We start from the raw sequence: 19,493 nt of genomic DNA, 5'->3' as shown, positions 1-19,493 counted from the left end.
TTTTTCCTTGAAATCTTGTTTATTCCAACAAAGGGAAGGAGATACTATTTTTAAAGACAAGGCACAATTTGTATATAGTCTTTATGGAAGAATCTATTTATAGCCTGATGTGACTGCGGAATTTGATGCTGATATTCAATCAAAAAATTTTCCTTTCCATCTGAGCTGTAGGGATAGATACATATCGCTAACCATTGAAGGAAACTTGAGCTAATACATGTGCGAAGTTTTAAAACAACAAGATTTCAGGAGGTAATTTTTTATGAGTTGGGCGGAGATTGCTTTATTTGTACAACTATTCTTTGGAATTATTATCGGACTATATTTCTGGAATTTATTAAAGAGCCAGAGAAGCCAAAAAGTTTCGATTGACCGGGAATCAAAAAAAGAAATGGATCAATTAAGAAAGATGCGCGCCATTTCATTAACGGAACCTCTTTCTGAAAAAGTACGTCCAACAAGCTTCTCAGATATTGTGGGACAAGAGGATGGGATCAAAGCTTTAAGAGCCGCTCTCTGTGGACCAAATCCCCAGCATGTCATTATTTATGGACCACCAGGGGTTGGAAAAACAGCTGCAGCTAGGCTTGTATTAGAGGAAGCAAAGAAAAATCAAAAGTCACCCTTTAAGCCAAACTCTGTGTTTGTAGAATTAGATGCTACAACAGCTAGATTTGATGAAAGAGGGATAGCGGATCCATTAATCGGTTCTGTACATGACCCGATTTATCAAGGGGCTGGAGCAATGGGGCAAGCTGGAATCCCACAGCCAAAACAAGGTGCTGTTACAAATGCACATGGCGGCGTTCTATTTATCGATGAAATCGGAGAATTGCATTCTACGCAAATGAATAAGCTTCTAAAAGTATTAGAGGACAGGAAGGTTTTTTTAGAAAGTGCTTATTACAATGAGGAGAATACGCAAATTCCTTCCCATATACATGATATTTTTAAAAATGGACTACCGGCTGATTTTCGTTTAATCGGGGCGACGACAAGAACGCCAAACGAGATACCTCCAGCCATTCGCTCGAGATGTATGGAAGTGTTTTTTCGAGAATTAACGAAAGAAGAAGTGATTCAAATTGGCAAAAAGGCTGCTGATAAGGTGAAGATGAGAATAAGTGAGAAAGCCCTTGATACACTCTCTGAGTATGCAAGAAATGGAAGAGAGGCTGTTAATATGGTCCAGATTTCTGCTGGACTAGCAATTGGAGAGGATCGCGATTTTATAAAGGATGATGAAGTAGAATGGGTGATTCATTCTAGTCAACTTTCTCCAAGAATGGAAAGGAAAATTAATAACCATTCTGTTATTGGAGCTGTTAATGGATTAGCAGTATATGGTGCCAATATCGGGGCTTTGCTGGAAATTGAAGTAACAGTAATTCCAGCAAAAGATGGAAAAGGAAGCATAAATATTACTGGGATTGTCGAGGAGGAGAGTATTGGCGGACAAGGAAAATCCATTAGACGGAAAAGTATGGCGAAGGGATCCATTGAAAATGTCATTACTGTATTACGTTCTATGGATGTTCCTGCAGATCAATTTGATATTCATGTAAACTTTCCAGGCGGTATTCCAATTGATGGGCCTTCTGCAGGCATTTCAATGGCTACAGGGATTTACTCAGCGATCTACAAGCAGCCTGTTGATCGGCAAGTAGCGATGACCGGTGAGATCAGTATTCACGGAAAAGTGAAGCCTATCGGGGGAGTTGTCGCAAAGGTGAAAGCTGCTAAAGCTGCGGGTGTTCAAAAAGTTATTATCCCACAGGAAAATATGCAAGCAATATTAGAGGAAATAAAGGATATCACCATTATTCCTGTGAAGACATTAAATGAAGTGCTGGAAAATGCGCTCCTTAAAGAAGAGTGGAAAGAAGAAGCAATCCCAGCTTCCACCATTGCATTAACAAAGAAAGAGAGTATATAATTTTAAGCTAAAATGCTAATTAAATTAAGCATTGTCACTGTCGGCTAATTCTGTATAGAGAGAGTTAGTCGGCGTTTTTTTTGTGGGAAAATAGCCTAAACAAGCTTTATAGTTTTTCGTGCAGAAATATCCTTTTAAAATAAGGCTATATTTTCTTAAATCCAATTATTATTATATAATTGAATATATATGTGTAAGCATAAACAGTCTTTTTTCTTGAATGGAAATCGTCTAAATAAGCCATTTTAAATAAGGAAGGCTTGTTTTTAATTGCAATCTTTTCTTTTTATCTTTCTGCTTTCTGCTTTCTTTAATGAGCTATTTTAATAAGGATTAGCAAAAAAACGAAGGCGAAAAGTAGTTCTATTTTTACGGCTTGTCTAATAACCCTAGTTAATAGACACATTTTCATAAATAAGATAGAATTGTACAAAGCATTAGAATGCAAAGGGAGCCTATGTGGTAAATAATGATTAGAAATAGGCGATATAAGGAAAGAGATTTTTAAAGCTGGAGGTGCAACGTGATGGAGGAAAATAAAAAAACAATAGTCCCCCTCCTGCCGCTTCGGGGTTTACTGGTTTATCCAACGATGGTGCTTCATTTAGATGTTGGTCGTGATAAGTCAGTGCAAGCTCTCGAAAAAGCAATGGTAGAAGACCATTTAATTTTTCTTACAATGCAAAAAGATATGGATATAGATGAACCTGAAGAAGAGGATCTATATAAAATGGGAACTTTAACAAAAGTGAAGCAAATGTTAAAGCTGCCAAATGGAACAATTAGAGTTCTTGTTGAAGGGGTACAAAGAGCAGAATTAGAAGAATTGATGGAGGAAGATGGTTATTTTGCTGCAAGACTACGTTTGTTTGAAGAAGAAACTACCAAAGACGTAGAAGATGAGGCATTAATGAGAACAATGCTTCAATATTTTGAGCAATACATAAAAATTTCTAAAAAAATATCGCATGAAACATATGCAGCTGTTTCCGATATGGAAGAGCCGGGCAGAATGGCCGATATTATTGCTTCCCATCTACCAATTAAATTAAAAGAAAAACAGCAAATTTTAGAAACTTTAAATAATAAGCAGAGAATGAATTATGTTATCGACATTATTCAAAATGAAAAAGAGGTGTTAAACCTCGAGAAGAAAATAGGTCAGCGCGTAAAGAAATCAATGGAAAGAACACAAAAGGAATATTATTTACGCGAACAAATGAAAGCCATTCAAAAAGAATTAGGTGACAAGGATGGCAAAACTGGCGAAGTAAGTACACTGCTTGAAAAAATTGAAGAGGCGGGCATGCCAGACCATGTAAAGGTAACAGCATTAAAGGAATTAGATCGCTATGAAAAAATTCCTTCTACCTCTGCAGAAAGTTCTGTCATCCGCAATTATATTGACTGGCTCTTGGCATTACCATGGACCAATGCAACAGAAGATGATTTGGATCTTATTAAGGCAGAAAAAATCCTTAATGATGATCACCATGGACTAGAAAAGGTAAAAGAAAGGGTATTGGAGTATTTAGCTGTACAAAAGCTGACAAATTCTTTGAAAGGCCCTATTCTTTGTCTTGCTGGACCTCCTGGAGTGGGGAAAACCAGTCTTGCTCGTTCTATAGCTCGCTCCTTAAACCGTAACTTTGTCCGCATCTCTTTAGGTGGTGTGCGTGATGAATCAGAAATTAGAGGTCATAGACGAACTTACGTTGGGGCGATGCCAGGAAGAATCATTCAAGGAATGAAAAAGGCAGAAACCATTAATCCGGTATTTTTATTAGATGAGATTGATAAAATGTCTAATGATTTCCGAGGCGATCCTTCATCAGCCATGCTAGAAGTACTTGATCCAGAACAAAACCACAACTTCAGTGATCATTATATTGAAGAAACTTATGATTTATCGAAAGTTATGTTTATCGCAACAGCTAATAATTTAGCTACCATTCCTGGTCCATTACGTGATAGAATGGAAATTATCTCGATAGCTGGATATACAGAAATCGAGAAAATTCATATTGCGAAAGATCATCTATTGCCTAAACAAATTAAAGAGCATGGATTATCGAAAGCGCAGCTCCAAATTAGAGAAGACGGACTCCAAAAAATTGTTCGTCTCTATACTAGAGAAGCTGGAGTTCGTACTTTAGAAAGACAATTAGCTACAATTTGCCGCAAAACAGCAAGAATGATTGTAACAGCTGAGAAGAAAAAAGTCGTTATCACAGCTAAAAATGTAGAGGATTTCCTTGGTAAGCCAATTTTTCATTATGGTCAAGCAGAGGAAGAGGATCAAGTTGGCGTAGCAACTGGTCTTGCCTATACTACAGTTGGCGGTGATACTTTGCAAATTGAAGTATCCTTGGCGCCTGGAAAAGGTAAATTAGTCTTAACGGGAAAATTAGGGGATGTAATGAAGGAATCTGCCCAAGCGGCATTCAGCTATATACGTTCTAAATCGGAAGAGCTGGGCATTGATGCGAATTTCCATGAGAAATATGATATTCATATTCATGTTCCAGAAGGTGCTGTACCAAAGGATGGCCCATCAGCAGGAATCACCATGGTAACCGCACTTGTTTCTGCTCTTTCTGGAAAGCCAATCAAGAAAGAGGTTGGAATGACGGGAGAAGTAACATTGAGAGGTCGTGTTCTTCCAATTGGAGGATTAAAGGAAAAATCTCTTGGTGCTCACCGTGCTGGGTTAAAGACAATTATTATCCCGAAAGATAATGCGAAGGATATCGATGATGTTCCTGAAAGTGTAAGAGAAGAACTAGACTTTATCCTTGTTTCACATGTAGATGAAGTATTAAAACACGCGTTGAACGGAAGTGTAAATCTTTGAAAGTAAATCAAGCAGAAATAGTAATTAGTGCCGTAAAACCAAACCAATATCCTGAAGGAAATCTGCCAGAGTTTGCTTTAGCGGGTAGATCGAATGTTGGTAAATCTTCCTTCATTAATCGCATGCTTGGGCGAAAAGCATTAGCTCGCATTTCCTCGAAGCCAGGGAAAACACAAACATTAAATTTTTACTTAATTAATGAAATCATGCACTTTGTAGATGTACCTGGTTATGGATATGCAAAGGTTTCGAAAAAGGAAAGAGAAGCATGGGGGAAAATGCTGGAAACGTATTTCACCTCTAGAGAACAATTAAAAGCAGTAGTTTTAATTACGGATCTTCGCCATCCGCCAACTGCTGATGATATTTTAATGTACGACTTTTTAAAGCATTATGGGATTCCATGTGTGGTTATTGCGACAAAAGCCGATAAAATATCCAAATCTCAATGGCAAAAACATTTAAAAGTTACAAAAGAAACATTAGGACTAAGTGCAGATGATTACCTTATCCTATTCTCATCTGAAACTGGAGAAGGAAAAGATAAAGTTTGGTCATTACTAGAGCATTTAGCTAATAAATAAAAAAAGCGACTCACATCAGCTAGCTAGGTTGAAAAGTGAGTCGCTTTTTTATTTGTTTATAAATGAAATAATATCCTGAATAGCAAGCCTAAAAAGACGTCCAACCCGCGGAAAGCGAACAGGAATCATGCTTGTGAGTTATTCTCATGTATTATGTACGAACATCATTATTTCCTCTTTTTCGAAACTAAATAATATCCCCCCAAGATAATGAATAAAATAGGTATTAAATTATTTAACGTATGAGGACTTATTTTTAAGAATGTTAGCGAACCAAGAATTTCTTGATAGAAAAGCAAAAGAACAGCTAACAAAAGAAAAAGAAGACCGTTTAATAAGCTTTGCCCTGTTTTTTGATTTTGAAGAATAAAGCCAAGAGCGATAATTAGAATAAAAGTGCCCGTATGATCAGGCCAAATAGCAAGTTTATTTACTAAGTGAAAGTGTAAACCAAAGCCAGTTAAAATCACACCTGGCAAAATAACGCCATAATCCTTTCCTCCATAACCTTGAAAAAGAAAAGCAATCCCAATGATAATTAATAGGGTTGGCCAAGTGTACAGATTGGGTAGAATAGTAATATCAAATTCCTTTAAGATAAAATAAAATCCAAAACCGATTAATACGATACCAGAGAACCATTTTTGTGTTTTCATTATTTCCTCCACTTCCAAAAAACTAAGCTTGAATACATAGAAGATTTTTGTTACTGTACAATGAGTAAAGTGCAATATTGTACAAAAAAACGAATAAAATAACGATAATTTTGCAAAAGAAGTACAAACTATTATAGTAAATAACGTAAGTATAATTCTTTTTCTATTATCAATACTATATCTTACCATATGAATTCACAATTTGTTCACAATTAATAGGCAAATTGTTACCCATTTTTGAAATGATTTTGTTATAATAACTACATGTTAATAATTATTATAATTTAATCCGTTTATATAAAAGGTTTAAAAAAATTCAATAGGAATAATTAGGTATAACTTACTTTGGGGGTGTCACAAAGAAATGCATATAGTAGCTGTCGGACTAAATTTTAAAACGGCCCCAGTAGAAATTCGTGAACGTTTAACATTTGATTCAGAGCAAATAGGGGAAGCTATGAATCAATTACAACATAAAAAAAGCATTTTAGAAAATGTGATTATTTCAACATGTAATCGTACGGAAATATATGCAGTAGTAGATCAGCTTCATACTGGTCGCTATTATATTAAACAATTTTTAGCAGAGTGGTTTCAATTGGAACAAGAAGAGTTTGTTCCTTATTTATTTGTGTATGAACAAGATGGTGCATTAAACCACTTATTCCAAGTGACATGTGGCTTAAATTCCATGGTGGTTGGAGAAACACAGATTTTAGGGCAGATACGAACTAGCTTCTTAACAGCGCAATCCATTAAATCGACTGGATCGGTGTTTAATCAATTATTTAAGCAAGCTATTACCTTTGCGAAAAAAGCACATACAGAAACAGATATCGGTGCGAACGCTGTATCTGTAAGTTATGCTGCGGTAGAATTGGCGAAAAAAATATTTGGTACCTTGCTAAATAAGAATGTCCTTATATTAGGTGCAGGAAAGATGGGCGAGCTTGCTATTCAGAATCTGTATAGCAATGGAGCAAAAAACGTAACTGTGATAAATCGCACATTTGAGAAAGCAGAAGTACTTGCACATCGTTTCGAAGGTCAAGCCAAACCGATGAATGAACTACAATGTGCTTTAATAGATGCAGATATTGTGATTAGTTCAACAGGGTCTAATGCATTTGTCATTACAAAGGCAATGATGAAGGGCGTGGAGAAAATTCGTAAAGGGAATCCACTATTCATGGTTGATATTGCTGTGCCAAGAGATTTAGATCCTGAAATCGCGGAATTAGATAGCGTATTTCTTTATGATATTGACGATTTAGAAGGAATTGTAGAAGCGAATCTGCAAGAACGACAAAAAGTAGCAGAAAAGATTATGATCATGATAGAGGCAGAAATTATCGAGTTTAATCAATGGCTTCACTTATTAGGTGTGGTGCCAGTCATTTCTGCTCTTCGCGAAAAGGCACTTGCTATTCAAAGTGAAACAATGAAAAGTCTAGATCGAAAACTTCCTAACCTTACTGAAAGAGAAAGAAAGATTTTAAATAAGCATACGAAGAGTATTGTGAATCAAATGTTAAAAGATCCAATTCTTCAAGCGAAGGAATTAGCGGCTCAACCGAATGCAGATCAATCAATGCAGCTTTTTATGAAAATCTTCAATTTAGAAGCCGATGCACCGAAAGAAGCGAGCGATATAGGAAAGAAAGAAGAGAAAGAAGCATTTTCTCCAATTGCACAGCCGTCTATTCAAGTATGATTGAGATAATGTTTTAATTACTGCCTAATGTGAATGAGCTCTTGATTTCTTTCTTTGTCATCCGATAATAAACTTTTCGGGTCGTAGTTTCACTTTCCTTTTCTTAGGTTAAAATATAGATGGGGTTATAGAAATAAGAGTTATATTAAGTTGAAAAACTTGGTATTATGATCTTTTATGTTCAAAGGGGAAGCGCTGATGCAGGATATATTTATGACTAGACTCCATGAATTCACGATTATTCTTTATGCGTTATCTGTGCTATTATATTTTTTTGATTTTATGCATAATAACCAGAGAGCAAATCGAGTCGCTTTCTGGTTACTTTTATTTGTCTGGATATTACAATCATCTTTCTTAATTATCTATATAGTGGAGATGAATAGGTTTCCGATTCTCACAATTATGGAAGGATTATACTTTTATTCTTGGGTATTGGTAACCTTTTCTTTGGTAATAAATAAGTGGCTGGAAATTGATTTTATTGTATTTTTTACAAATGTAGTCGGATTTATTGTTATGGCAATACATACTTTTGCTCCTGCACGAGATTCTGCCAGAATTCATGTGGAACAGGTTGTTTCTGAGTTACTGTTCATTCATGTGACAGCGGCCCTTTTAGCCTATGGAATGTTTACGATCTCTTTTATTCTTTCTGTCCTTTATTGTATACAATATGATTTATTGAAACAGAAAAAATGGGGAAGGAGGGTAATGCGGATCGCCGATTTAGCCAAACTAGAACATATATCTTACTTATTAAGCGTGTTTGGTGTACCATTATTATTAATTGGCTTAATTCTTGGGGTGCAATGGGCCATTATTCAAAAACCTGATTTTCTCTGGTATGATCCGAAAATTATCAGCTCCTTTATTGTGTTACTCGTATATAGCAGCTTTTTGTACTTACGAGTTTCTCGAAAAATGAGGGGGAAAAATATTGCCCTCTTAAATATTGCTAGTTTTTTAATTATGTTAATTAATTTCTTGTTAGTAGGTAATTTTTCCACCTTTCATTATTAAAAGGAAGACTACATAACGGAAATATGTTGGAGGTACTTTTTATGCGTAAAATAATTGTTGGTTCGAGGAAAAGTAAGCTTGCTATTACTCAGACAAATTGGGTAATTAATCAGCTGAAGAAATTAGATTCTTCTTTTGAATTTGAAGTGAAAGAAGTGGTTACCAAGGGAGATGTTGTGCTCGATGTCACTTTATCCAAGGTTGGAGGAAAGGGGCTATTTGTAAAAGAAATCGAGCAAAGTATGCTGGATAAGGAAATTGATATTGCTGTTCACAGTATGAAAGATATGCCGGCTGAGCTTCCAAAAGGATTAACCATTGGCTGTATTCCTGAGCGTGAGGATTATCGAGATGCTTTGATTAGTAAAAATCATATTCCTTTAAAAGATTTAAGAGAAGGGGCAGTCATTGGGACAAGCAGCTTGCGAAGAGGTGCTCAATTACTTGCAGTTCGTCCTGATCTTGAAATCAAATGGATTCGCGGAAATATAGACACCCGTCTAAATAAGCTAGAAACAGAAGAATATGATGCCATCATATTAGCTGCTGCTGGGTTAGCGAGAATGGGATGGACAAGCGATGTAGTGACAGAGTTTCTAGAGCCTGAAGTATGCTTACCGGCAGTTGGCCAAGGTGCCCTTGCTATTGAATGCCGCGAAGATGATAAAGAGGTATTGGAACTTTTAAGCAAGCTGTCCAACCAAGATACGACGCGTACTGTTTATGCAGAAAGAGCCTTTTTACAGCGTATGGAAGGCGGCTGCCAAGTTCCGATTGCAGGGTTTGCACAAGTAGAAAAAGATGAAGTGTCATTAACAGCATTAGTTATTTCACCTGATGGCAAACAGATATACAAGGAAGAAGTATCGGGAAAAAACCCAGTAGAAGTAGGGGAGCAAGCAGCAGCCATTTTAACAGACAAAGGTGCGAAGGCCTTAATTGATCGGTTGAAAGAGGAGAATGTTATCGATGGTTAATCTGCTTCTTGGAAAAAAAATTCTCGTCCCTCGATCAAAAAAACAAGCGAGTGTGTTATCAAAGCAGATTATTGATCTAGGCGGTATTCCGGTTGAAGTGCCTTTAATCGCGTTTCGAGAAAAACAACTTCCAGATGGAGTAATTGCTTCTTTAAAAAATAAAGCATATGATTGGCTTGTCTTTACGAGCCGTAATGGAGTAGATGCTTTTTTTAAAGAAATGAACAGATTAGAATTAACCCTTGTAGCTCCAATTGCTGTTATTGGCGAAAAGACAACAGCTGCTATTGCGGGATATGGGTATCAAGCTGATTTTATGCCGACAGATTTTGTTGCTGAACAGTTTGCCAAAGAGTTTGCAGCCATTTTGGAAAAACAACAGAGAATTCTAATTATAAAAGGAAACAGATCAAGAGAATTTCTAGCAGAGCAATTAAAGAAAGCCTGTTTACAAGTAGATGAAGCTATATTGTATGAAACGTATTTCCCGCTAGAAAGTGAAGAATTGCTTGTTAATGAAGTAAAGGAAAATGATATAGAGGTATTACTGTTTACCAGCTCCTCCACCGCCCATCATTTTATGCAAATCATCCAAAAACATCAATTGATTGATAGGGTGGAAAGGTGTATCGTGATTAGTATTGGACCAATCACAACAGAAACCTTGCACAGCTATGGAATGCATGTAACAATCACAGCAAAACCATATACAACAGATAGTATTCTGGAACATTTAGTGCAGTATTTAACAAATTAAGTTGGGGGTAAGAACATGGTTGAATTTAAACGTCATCGCAGATTAAGACAATCTGCCAATATGAGAGCATTAGTGAAAGAAACATATGTACATCTGGATGATTTAATTTATCCGATTTTTATTACAGAAGAAGAAAATAGTAAAACTGAAATTTCCTCTATGCCTGGTATTTATCAGTTTTCCATTGATCGATTGAAGGAAGAGATGGATGAGGTTCAAGAGCTTGGAATCAAATCTGTGTTATTATTCGGTATTCCAAAGGAAAAAGACGAATGTGGAACGCAAGCATTTCATGATCATGGTATTGTTCAGGAAGGTATCAAATACATTAAAGCTAACTATCCGGAAATGATTGTCGTTGCAGATACATGCTTATGTGAATATACTAGCCACGGACATTGTGGAGTAATTGAAGCTGGAAGAGTGCTTAATGATGAATCATTAGAATTACTTGTGAAGGCTGCAGTAAGCCAAGCAGAAGCTGGAGCGGATATTATTGCCCCTTCTAATATGATGGATGGCTTTGTAGCTGCGATTAGAAAAGGGTTAGATGAAGCTGGATTCATTGATATACCAATTATGAGTTATGCTGTAAAATACGCTTCTGCCTTTTATGGTCCATTCCGTGAAGCTGCTGATAGTACTCCACAATTTGGAGATCGCAAAGCCTATCAAATGGATCCCGCTAATCGTCTGGAAGCATTTAGAGAAGCTGAAAGTGATGTAGCAGAAGGAGCAGATTTTCTTATTGTTAAGCCAGGTCTTCCTTATTTAGATATTGTTCGTGATATGAAAAATGAATGGAATCTGCCGATTGTTACCTATAATGTAAGTGGAGAATACAGCATGGTAAAAGCTGCGGCACAAAATGGCTGGATTGAGGAAGATAGAATTATAATGGAAACAATGATTAGTATGAAACGTGCTGGAGCAGATTTAATTATTACGTATTTTGCTAAAGATGTTGCACGTATGTTAAAAGAACAATAAAGGAGGAAAGATAAATGCGTTCCTATCAAAAATCAGAAGCTGCATATAAAGAAGCAGTAGAATTAATGCCAGGAGGGGTAAATAGCCCTGTCCGTGCCTTTAAATCTGTTAAAAGAAACCCAGTGTTTATGGAGGCAGGGAAAGGCTCTAAAATCTACGATATTGATGGCAATGAATATATTGACTATGTTTTATCATGGGGGCCGCTTATTTTAGGACATGCTGATGATCGAGTAGTCGAGGGTATTAAAAAAGTTGCTGAAAAAGGAACTAGTTTTGGAGCACCAACGTTAATTGAAAACGAACTTGCTGCCCTTGTAAAAGAACGAGTGCCTAGTATCGAAATCGTTCGGATGGTTTCTTCTGGCACAGAGGCTACAATGAGTGCAATCCGTTTAGCTCGAGGCTATACGGGGAGAAATAAAATTCTGAAGTTTGAAGGTTGTTATCATGGTCATGGCGATTCCTTGCTTATTAAAGCAGGATCTGGGGTAGCGACACTTGGTTTACCAGATAGTCCTGGAGTGCCTGAAAGCGTTGCAGCAAATACGATTACGGTTGCTTATAATGATTTAGAGAGCGTAAAATACGCCTTTTCTATGTATGGCGAAGACATTGCAGCTATTATTGCGGAGCCGGTTGCGGGAAATATGGGAGTTGTTCCTCCGAAGCCAGGGTTCCTGCAAGGTTTGCGTGATGTGACAACAGAATATGGTGCTTTACTTATTTTTGATGAAGTCATGACAGGATTTCGTGTGGACTACGGATGCGCGCAAGGCTATTTTGGCATTACACCTGATATAACTTGTCTCGGAAAAGTAATTGGTGGAGGATTACCTGTTGGTGCATATGGTGGAAAAGCAGAAATTATGAACCAAATTGCGCCAAGCGGACCAATATACCAAGCTGGTACCTTATCTGGTAATCCACTTGCAATGACAGCAGGTTTTGAAACAATATCGCAATTAACAAAAGATACGTATAAAGAGTTTATCCGAAAAGCGGACCGTTTAGAAGAAGGCTTAAAAGAAGCAGCTGCAAAATATGAGATTCCGTTCACAGTAAATCGCGCTGGCTCTATGATTGGTTTCTTCTTTACTAATGAAGATGTAAAAGATTATGAAAGTGCAAAAACATCTAATCTAGATTACTTTGCAGCCTTTTATAATAGTATGTTAGAACAAGGCGTATTTCTTCCTCCTTCTCAATTTGAAGGGATGTTTTTATCTACAGCATTAACGGATGAGGATATTGAGCACACGATTCGTGCTGCTGAACAAGCTTTTTCTACGTTGAAGGCTTAAATAAAACTGTAAAGTAACTTATTCGTTATAGAAAAATAAAACAGCCTAAAATCCCCATGGCAATTTATCGGGATTTTAGGCTGTTTTACTTGATCCCATCTTTCTATGTATTCAAATTACCTAGAACTGTCGATTTTTTGCCACTTTATGAAGGGAAATAGTATGTTATGATGCAACTATTAATAGGACAAGAAGGGATTTTTATGGATTCATTTATAAAGATGCAGGACGTTAGTTTTACGTATGATCATACTACTATCTTACATAAAATCAATTTGGATTTAGAAAAGGGCAAATCATATGCTTTAATTGGTAAGTCTGGAGTGGGGAAAAGTACACTTCTCCATCTTCTCGCTGGTTTCTTAAGCCCAACGGAGGGAGAAGTATTAATGGATGGGAAGAAAATCCAGCATCCACAAAAGGATATTGGCTTTATGTTTCAAGATTTAGGCCTTTTTCCTTGGTTAAAAGTTTTTGATTCTATTTCAATGCCTTTAAAGTTAGATAAAAGAAAAGCAAAACAGGAAATAAAGGAAAGTGTAACAGCATTAATAAGAGAAGTGGGATTAAGTGGGATGGAGAATAAATATCCAACGGAGTTAAGTGGAGGGCAGCAGCAAAGGGTAGCTTTAGCAAGAACACTTATTAATAAACCTGATTTGTTGCTAATGGATGAACCAACATCTACATTAGATGAAATGACAAAAGAACAAATTCAACAGTTAATTGCTGAGCAGGTGGAAAAACGGCAGACCACGTTATTGTTTGTTACACATAATATTGAAGAGGCAGTCCTTCTTGGGGAGTATATTTTATTGCTACAAGATAATGGTGATATCGAGATGATCGAAAATCCCTTATTTGGAGTAGAGAGAGCAAAAGAAAATTTGTCCTTCTATAAGGCTTGTATTGAAGTCCGAAAAAGATTAGCGGTGGTAGAGGTATGAAGAACATTATAAAAAAAATCATCGTGAATCAACTATTCTTAGGTTTTATAAGTGTCGGTTTATTTTGGTATATTGTCTATTTTCTCCTCCAGTCTCACACCATCCCATCTCCGCTTTTAACAGTTACCTATATGTGGCACGACAAATATATATTGCTTCTTCATTCAGGAGCCAGTTTGTTAAGAATTTTCATTGCATTATTTATTTCTTTGGTAATAGGTATTCCCATGGGAATTATTTTAGGGAAAAATAAGAGAGTTAATACATGGCTATCCCCTTTTTTATATTATATATATCCAATTCCCAAAGTAGCATTTTTACCGATATTTATGATTTTGTATGGTTTAGGAAACGAGTCTAAAATCATGTTAATTATTTGGATTATTATTTTTCAAATCATTTTGTCTGTCAGAGATGGTGTCTTACAAATACCGGCAAGCTATTTCAAAGTGATGAACGGCTATCGGGCAGCTATTTTTCAGCAATTCATTTATTTAATTTTTCCAAGCATACTACCTGCGATATTTACGGGGATAAGAATCAGCATAGGGATTAGTTTAGCAACCTTATTTTTTGCCGAAAACTATGCAACGACATATGGAATTGGCTACTATATTATCAGCGCCTGGACAAAAATGAATTATGAAGAAATGTTCGCAGGAATTGTAGCCTTAGGATGTATTGGTTTATTGCTATTTATTTTATTAGATAAACTAGAATTAAAAATGACACCTTGGAATTATAAGTAAAGAGAGATACATATAGTTTAGAGGGAAGGCGTTAATTTGTTCCATTTAACTTAAGAAAGTAGGCTGGGGGGAGCACATCAGCATGTACTTCGCGCAGCCCCATAGGAGCATTCCTGTGGGATTAGTCATAAAGAAGATCCTCTATGCTGCATATATCAACTGCAATCAATACGCAGCAAGGAGAATCTACTATGAATAGTATTCGTAAACAAATTAAATCAGTCTACTTGTATTCTGTTTTTCCTAAAAAGTATACTTTTTAATTTGGCAATAAAGTAAAGTCTGTTAAATCTTCATAGGTATAGCTTTCTTTAATTTGCCCTTTCTCTTTTGTCCATTGAACAATCGAATCAAAGGAATTTTTTGGCACTACACTGGCATAAGGAAAGCTTTCTTTTGTTGATAAATAATTGCTCATAGCATCAGGAAATTGGTATTTAGTTAATATATCAGCATATTCCTTAGCTTTTGTATTGTTCATATAGTCAATAGCTTTATTATAAGCTTTATAAAAAGCTTTGATATCTGCTGGTTTAGAGGATATTAGTTCATCTGAAAATAAAATGGTTCCTCCTTTAATCCCTGCATCTGTTGAGCTTCCTAAAAGGTGAGCTCCTTGGCTGACTAGCATGCTAGCCTGTGGTTCTGTAAAAACTACTCCATCCACTTTATCTGCCATAAGTGCTTCCGCACGGCCAGAAAAAGAAGGGATTTCCACGATATTATAAGTGAAGTCTTCTTTCGCTGCAAAATCATCCATAATATATTCCAAGATAAAATTCGGTACAAGTGAAACATTTTTACCATCTAACTCTTTCATCTCTGTCACTCCTGAGTTTGGAGAGGAGAGAATTTTAAAATCTTCACTTATATCAGAAGTAATCTTCATCTTTATGCCATTCTCCATAAAAGCTGCTGCTGTCATGACATCTGCGATTGTCCCGTCTACTTCATTCGCTTGGATGGCAACATTTCGATCAGTAGGAGCAGAGAAGGATTTGATGGAAACCTTTAGTCCTTCTTTATCAAAGTAGCCATTTTCTTTTGCCAAAATAATCGGTATTGCTGATTCTGCGGGCAAAATGCCGATCGTTAGTTCTTCCCCGGATGGTTTTTCAGTCGTGTTACTTTTTTGATCATTTGTTTTAGTTGCTGTTGTCTTTCCACAAGCAGCAGCAACTAAAACGAAAACGAGTATGAAGGATAGGGTCCATATTTTTTTCATCATTTTTCTCCTAAATAGTTATAATTTTTTTAAATGCCTCTAAGTCTATTAAATAAGGAATGGCATTTCTTTTTAGTAAAAGAGGATTAGTCTGCATATCATTGTGACCATTTTCACAAGTGAATGCAAGTTTAAATTCTTTTTCTTTTAAAGTGAGTACATTGGATTCGTTAAATAGGCCAAATGGATAGGCAAATACATTTTTATGGTTGATTAGAATATGATTGTTGCATTCATCTAGATCTTTGGCAAAGGTTTCTTTACGAGATGTCATTAATAGACTTTCTGACTCACTTGTACGTATATGCATATGATGTGTATGGTTGGCATATTCAAATACGTCTTTCATTTCCTCTAGGTCCCTTGCAGATAAACATACAGATTTATCTTTTACAAATATACGTTTATTATCATGCAGCCATCCTGTTACCACAAATGCTGTTGCGTGAAATTGATATTTTTTGAGAATCGGGTATGCATATTCTTTGATGGATTGAAAGCAGTCATCAAAAGTAAGTAATATTGATTTTTCCGGTAAGGGATTGCCTCTTTCATAATATGCCTTTACTTCCTCTAAAGATAAAGTGTGGAAACCATTGTGAAACAAATACTCCATTTGTTGTTCAAATTTTTCTAGTGTAATGAAAAGGGGAGAGGGCAAGAAATCCTTATATGCTTGTTTGACATCAATGGGATGTTGTTCTGCTGCTTGAAAATCTTCCTCTTTTCTTATTTCGTGATACATTAACACAGAAAAAGCCATCATAAAACCTCCTCTTTCATAAAATGCAGAATTTCTGCGTTTCCAATTTAAGTAATTTTGTTAACTTACAAAATCTTCTTTTATTATATCGGACCCTAATAGGAAAAAACGGCTAGAATTATAAATAGTTTTAACAATTTGGTGTATAAATTCAGAAAAATTAGATTTTTGTTAAAGTTCGATTCTTTCTTAGCTAAACAAATAAAAGAAATATTCATAAAGTGTTACAGATAATCATAAGTTTTTAAAGACAATAGTGATATACACGTGAAAGGAATGAGAGGAGGAGTCGCTTTGTCTCAAGAAAATTCGTCTATTTTACGGTTTTCGTTGGAAGAGTCCGTCTGGTTTCAAAAAGGACAGGAAGTAGCAGATCTGCTTTCCATTTCACTTGATCCCAATATAACAATCCAAGAGAACGATCAGTATATTATCATTCAAGGCTCTTTAGAGCTTAGTGGTGAATACAAGCGCTACAATGAAGGGGAACAAGAAGAGGAGGAGGTTTTTAAAGCTCCTAAATTAGTGCATTCTGTTATGGAGAGAGAGGAAGGGGTATGTGAATTTTTACACCATTTCCCTGTCGATATTACGATTCCTCTTGAAAGAGTGACAAGTCTTGATGATGTGGAAATCGAGATTGATACTTTTGATTATGTTTTTCCCGAAAGAAGCTGCTTAAATTTAACGGCTGATTTAACTATTTCTGGCTTGGCTTCAGAAGAAGTGGAGGAGGATATAGCGGAAGAGGAAAGGGAAGAAGAATTGGAAGTAGCACGGCATACGCAAGAAGAGGAAGAAGTAGTGGAACTAATACGGGATCATTCGAAGGAAGAAGAGGAGGTTTTAACTGATTCCATAGAAGAACCTGTTGAAATTGCCGTTAGTCCATTTCAAAATGTTAGTCCCTTACTAGAGGAATTACGTGAAGAGAAGGAAACAGAGGATGACTTATATTCTTCCTTCGAACTAGAGGTTAGAAAGACTCCAGAAGAGGATGATGAATGGAGCACAAACGAACATACAAAGATCCCTTATTTTTCTGAGGAAGTTAGAAAAGAGGAGGAGGCTGCTCCTGCAGAACCAGAGATGAAAGTTTCCATATTACGTAGTGAAGAAAAAGTATTTACTGCAGAAGAAGTTTTCCAGAAACCGGATCACGAGTCCTCCTCTGAAGCAAAGCAAGAAGAGGTTGTTATGGAAGAAGAAGAACTAGAAGAATCATCTTCTTCTCCTAATGAGGAGCCTAAAAAGAAGAAAGGCCTTTTTAATAAGACAAAGTCTCTTACTTTTACAGAATTTTTTGCTAGAAAAGAAGAAGAGAAGCATACAAAAGTGAAAGTTTGTATTGTACAGCAAGGCGATACATTAGAAAAATTAAGTGACCGATACAATGTAAATATCCATGCATTGTTAAAAGAAAATCGCATGGAAGCAAATCAAGATATATATGAGGGGCAAGTTCTATATATTCCTGGGAATTTTGTAGAGAAATAGGGCACAAACAGCAGGCAGGAGAAAATCCTGCTTGACTGTTTTTCTTGACTTTTCACCCGTCTTTTACTCTTGAAGTTTAAACGGTAAGAGAGTGAAAGGAATTGGAAGGAAAACAAAACAGAGTCGATTGTTAATCGAATATATGGTAAATGCCCGAATCGTCAACTAACCATCGATAGAAACGGAGAAGATGGCAGTTTCACTTTATGAGAAAGTGTGGGCGGATATGAATGAACAAAACATATTAAAGAAGTATACACCGATTTTGAAGCCATATGCAGTCGAACCGAATTTTGTAGAGGAGTTCGGAAAAGTAGCGAAGATTTACAGTAATAAAGGAACTTTTGCTTTGAAACGAATGGATCCTCATCACGGTGCTGATTTCACCCGTCATATTCGAATGCTATATCAAAAAGGCTATAATCGGATTGTTCCGATCTATCCAGCTGTAGATGGTAGATACGCTATTTTTTATGATAATAAGCTGTTCTACTTAATGCCCTGGTTACCAAATGAGGAAAGAGAGAATTATTCCAGGAAGCATCAGCAAATGTTTCGCGAGCTTGCACGCCTTCATATTTTATCTTCGAAGGAAGTGAAAATTGAGAAGGAAGATCGACAGGAGCATTTTGAAAATACACAGTTAGATATTGAAAAAGAACAAGAGTTTTTAAATGGCTTTATTGAGCTATGCGAAAATAAAGAGTATATGTCACCATTTGAATTAATGTTCTGTCTGTATTACCATGATATTCGGCAGGCGTTGATCTATTCGGAAACAAAGCTAAAAGAATGGTATGAGGAAACGAAAGAAGATGAAAAGGCAAGAGTCTCCATTATTCATGGGAAACTGTCACCAGAGCATTTTCTTTATGATGATAGAGGATATGGCTACTTTACTAATTTTGAAAAAGCTAAGTATGGAACGGCCAGTCATGATTTACTTCCATTTCTCGCACGCTCATTAAAAACGGGACCGAAGCAGAACGATGAATGTATTGAGTGGCTATATACGTACTTTAAGCATAATCCGTTAAAATACGATGAAATGCTATTGTTTTTAAGTTATTTAGCTCATCCAGGCCCCATTATTCGAGTTTGTGAGAAATATATGAAAGCAAATAAGAAAGACATTAATGAACGAAAATATGTTCAAAAGCTGCTTAAACAATATTGGCTTTTAAAAAATACTGAATATGTTGTTATGCGAGTGGATGAGATAGAAAGACAAAAAAAAGCACAGCAGGATGCTGCGGAACAAGCAGAGACCCAGGATTAAAAAACTTGGGTCTATTATTATTGGGTGTAATAATTGTCACCATTTTTTCACATGTACATAAAGTAAAGACAAACAAAAAAGGAAATGAATAAAATTAAAAAATTTAGGCAATCCTTATTGACGAGATTAAGTTATTTTCGGTAGTATAGCATATATAAAATAAATTATTAAAGCAATGACAGGGAGTAGTACAATGAAAGTTGTTTCAAAGAGAGGAAATCAACAGCTGCGAGATTTC

At 36.1% G+C, this 19,493-nt stretch carries 16 protein-coding genes and 1 other annotated feature (1 of these 17 running past the window's edge); of the genes, 13 read left to right on the top strand and 3 right to left on the bottom strand.

The features are described from left to right. Positions 1–262 precede the first annotated feature (262 nt). The 3 genes from lonB (at position 263) to yihA (ending at position 5,374) form a co-directional block, all read left to right on the top strand. A complete protein-coding gene (lonB, locus tag C2I06_RS11060; RefSeq protein ID WP_095331529.1) occupies positions 263–1,936 on the top strand; it encodes an ATP-dependent protease LonB in 1,674 nt (557 codons plus the stop codon). Between the two features lie 526 nt (positions 1,937–2,462). Further along, positions 2,463–4,790 carry an endopeptidase La gene (gene lon, locus C2I06_RS11055; RefSeq protein ID WP_095331530.1) on the top strand — a complete coding sequence of 776 codons (2,328 nt, stop codon included), beginning with the start codon at positions 2,463–2,465 and terminating at the stop codon, positions 4,788–4,790. Then, entirely contained in the window at positions 4,787–5,374 is a 588-nt protein-coding gene (gene yihA, locus C2I06_RS11050) for a ribosome biogenesis GTP-binding protein YihA/YsxC (RefSeq protein ID WP_047943566.1), read from the top strand. The genes lon and yihA overlap by 4 nt, the downstream gene beginning before the upstream one ends. 167 nt (positions 5,375–5,541) lie before the next feature. On the opposite strand, the gene C2I06_RS11045 is transcribed toward yihA, so the two are convergent. After that, a complete protein-coding gene (locus C2I06_RS11045) occupies positions 5,542–6,030 on the bottom strand; it encodes a LiaF transmembrane domain-containing protein (RefSeq protein WP_123258058.1) in 489 nt (162 codons plus the stop codon). Positions 6,031–6,394: 364 nt separating this feature from the next. Between C2I06_RS11045 and hemA the strand changes: the two genes are divergently transcribed. The 8 genes from hemA to C2I06_RS11005 all read left to right on the top strand — a co-directional run bounded on the left by hemA (position 6,395) and on the right by C2I06_RS11005 (position 14,491). Further along, positions 6,395–7,744 carry a glutamyl-tRNA reductase gene (gene hemA, locus C2I06_RS11040; RefSeq protein ID WP_095331533.1) on the top strand — a complete coding sequence of 450 codons (1,350 nt, stop codon included), beginning with the start codon at positions 6,395–6,397 and terminating at the stop codon, positions 7,742–7,744. A 198-nt stretch (positions 7,745–7,942) separates the two neighbouring features. After that, positions 7,943–8,767: a cytochrome C assembly family protein gene (locus C2I06_RS11035; RefSeq protein WP_095331535.1), complete on the top strand. Its 825-nt coding sequence runs from the start codon at positions 7,943–7,945 to the stop codon at positions 8,765–8,767. Positions 8,768–8,808: 41 nt separating this feature from the next. Further along, positions 8,809–9,744, top strand: a complete 936-nt coding sequence (gene hemC / locus C2I06_RS11030) for a hydroxymethylbilane synthase (RefSeq protein WP_095331537.1) — start codon at positions 8,809–8,811, stop codon at positions 9,742–9,744. Further along, positions 9,737–10,501, top strand: coding sequence for a uroporphyrinogen-III synthase (locus C2I06_RS11025; protein WP_164463674.1), 765 nt, complete (start codon positions 9,737–9,739; stop codon positions 10,499–10,501). Before hemC ends, C2I06_RS11025 begins: the two co-directional genes overlap by 8 nt. Positions 10,502–10,516: 15 nt before the next feature. Continuing rightward, entirely contained in the window at positions 10,517–11,491 is a 975-nt protein-coding gene (hemB, locus tag C2I06_RS11020) for a porphobilinogen synthase (protein WP_095331541.1), read from the top strand. A gap of 14 nt (positions 11,492–11,505) precedes the next feature. After that, a complete protein-coding gene (hemL, locus tag C2I06_RS11015) occupies positions 11,506–12,795 on the top strand; it encodes a glutamate-1-semialdehyde 2,1-aminomutase (RefSeq protein WP_095331543.1) in 1,290 nt (429 codons plus the stop codon). A gap of 203 nt (positions 12,796–12,998) precedes the next feature. Then, the gene (locus C2I06_RS11010; RefSeq protein WP_095331607.1) at positions 12,999–13,742 is read left to right on the top strand and encodes an ABC transporter ATP-binding protein; all 744 of its coding nucleotides are present in this window, start codon (positions 12,999–13,001) and stop codon (positions 13,740–13,742) included. After that, positions 13,739–14,491, top strand: coding sequence for an ABC transporter permease (locus C2I06_RS11005; RefSeq protein WP_217279674.1), 753 nt, complete (start codon positions 13,739–13,741; stop codon positions 14,489–14,491). Before C2I06_RS11010 ends, C2I06_RS11005 begins: the two co-directional genes overlap by 4 nt. A gap of 259 nt (positions 14,492–14,750) precedes the next feature. On the opposite strand, the gene C2I06_RS11000 is transcribed toward C2I06_RS11005, so the two are convergent. Together C2I06_RS11000 and C2I06_RS10995 are read right to left on the bottom strand one after the other, a co-directional pair. Next, positions 14,751–15,716 carry an ABC transporter substrate-binding protein gene (locus C2I06_RS11000; RefSeq protein WP_095331545.1) on the bottom strand — a complete coding sequence of 322 codons (966 nt, stop codon included), beginning with the start codon at positions 15,714–15,716 and terminating at the stop codon, positions 14,751–14,753. A 10-nt stretch (positions 15,717–15,726) separates the two neighbouring features. Then, the gene (locus C2I06_RS10995; protein ID WP_095331547.1) at positions 15,727–16,479 is read right to left on the bottom strand and encodes a polysaccharide deacetylase family protein; all 753 of its coding nucleotides are present in this window, start codon (positions 16,477–16,479) and stop codon (positions 15,727–15,729) included. 294 nt (positions 16,480–16,773) lie between these two features. Between C2I06_RS10995 and spoVID the strand changes: the two genes are divergently transcribed. Further along, a complete protein-coding gene (spoVID, locus tag C2I06_RS10990) occupies positions 16,774–17,976 on the top strand; it encodes a stage VI sporulation protein D (RefSeq protein ID WP_235850298.1) in 1,203 nt (400 codons plus the stop codon). Between the two features lie 190 nt (positions 17,977–18,166). Continuing rightward, a complete protein-coding gene (gene ysxE, locus C2I06_RS10985) occupies positions 18,167–19,255 on the top strand; it encodes a spore coat protein YsxE (RefSeq protein WP_235850299.1) in 1,089 nt (362 codons plus the stop codon). Positions 19,256–19,421: 166 nt separating this feature from the next. Continuing rightward, positions 19,422–19,493 (top strand) — a binding site (T-box leader) (it continues 158 nt past the right edge of the window).

This window comes from Niallia circulans (genome assembly GCF_003726095.1).
Classification (GTDB): domain Bacteria; phylum Bacillota; class Bacilli; order Bacillales; family Cytobacillaceae; genus Niallia; species Niallia circulans_A.
Note: the sequence above shows the minus strand (reverse complement) of the source record. Positions and strands in the feature narration are given on the sequence as shown.

Excerpts from the sequence above, each read along its gene's own strand:
- lonB (WP_095331529.1), top strand. The coding sequence starts at position 263 with ATGAGTTGGGCGGAGATTGCTTTATTTGTACAACTATTCTTTGGAATT.
- lon (WP_095331530.1), top strand. The coding sequence starts at position 2,463 with ATGGAGGAAAATAAAAAAACAATAGTCCCCCTCCTGCCGCTTCGGGGT.
- C2I06_RS11045 (WP_123258058.1), bottom strand. The coding sequence starts at position 6,030 with ATGAAAACACAAAAATGGTTCTCTGGTATCGTATTAATCGGTTTTGGA.
- hemA (WP_095331533.1), top strand. The coding sequence starts at position 6,395 with ATGCATATAGTAGCTGTCGGACTAAATTTTAAAACGGCCCCAGTAGAA.
- C2I06_RS11035 (WP_095331535.1), top strand. The coding sequence starts at position 7,943 with ATGCAGGATATATTTATGACTAGACTCCATGAATTCACGATTATTCTT.
- hemC (WP_095331537.1), top strand. The coding sequence starts at position 8,809 with ATGCGTAAAATAATTGTTGGTTCGAGGAAAAGTAAGCTTGCTATTACT.
- C2I06_RS11025 (WP_164463674.1), top strand. The coding sequence starts at position 9,737 with ATGGTTAATCTGCTTCTTGGAAAAAAAATTCTCGTCCCTCGATCAAAA.
- hemB (WP_095331541.1), top strand. The coding sequence starts at position 10,517 with ATGGTTGAATTTAAACGTCATCGCAGATTAAGACAATCTGCCAATATG.
- hemL (WP_095331543.1), top strand. The coding sequence starts at position 11,506 with ATGCGTTCCTATCAAAAATCAGAAGCTGCATATAAAGAAGCAGTAGAA.
- C2I06_RS11010 (WP_095331607.1), top strand. The coding sequence starts at position 12,999 with ATGGATTCATTTATAAAGATGCAGGACGTTAGTTTTACGTATGATCAT.
- C2I06_RS11005 (WP_217279674.1), top strand. The coding sequence starts at position 13,739 with ATGAAGAACATTATAAAAAAAATCATCGTGAATCAACTATTCTTAGGT.
- C2I06_RS11000 (WP_095331545.1), bottom strand. The coding sequence starts at position 15,716 with ATGAAAAAAATATGGACCCTATCCTTCATACTCGTTTTCGTTTTAGTT.
- C2I06_RS10995 (WP_095331547.1), bottom strand. The coding sequence starts at position 16,479 with ATGGCTTTTTCTGTGTTAATGTATCACGAAATAAGAAAAGAGGAAGAT.
- ysxE (WP_235850299.1), top strand. The coding sequence starts at position 18,167 with ATGGCAGTTTCACTTTATGAGAAAGTGTGGGCGGATATGAATGAACAA.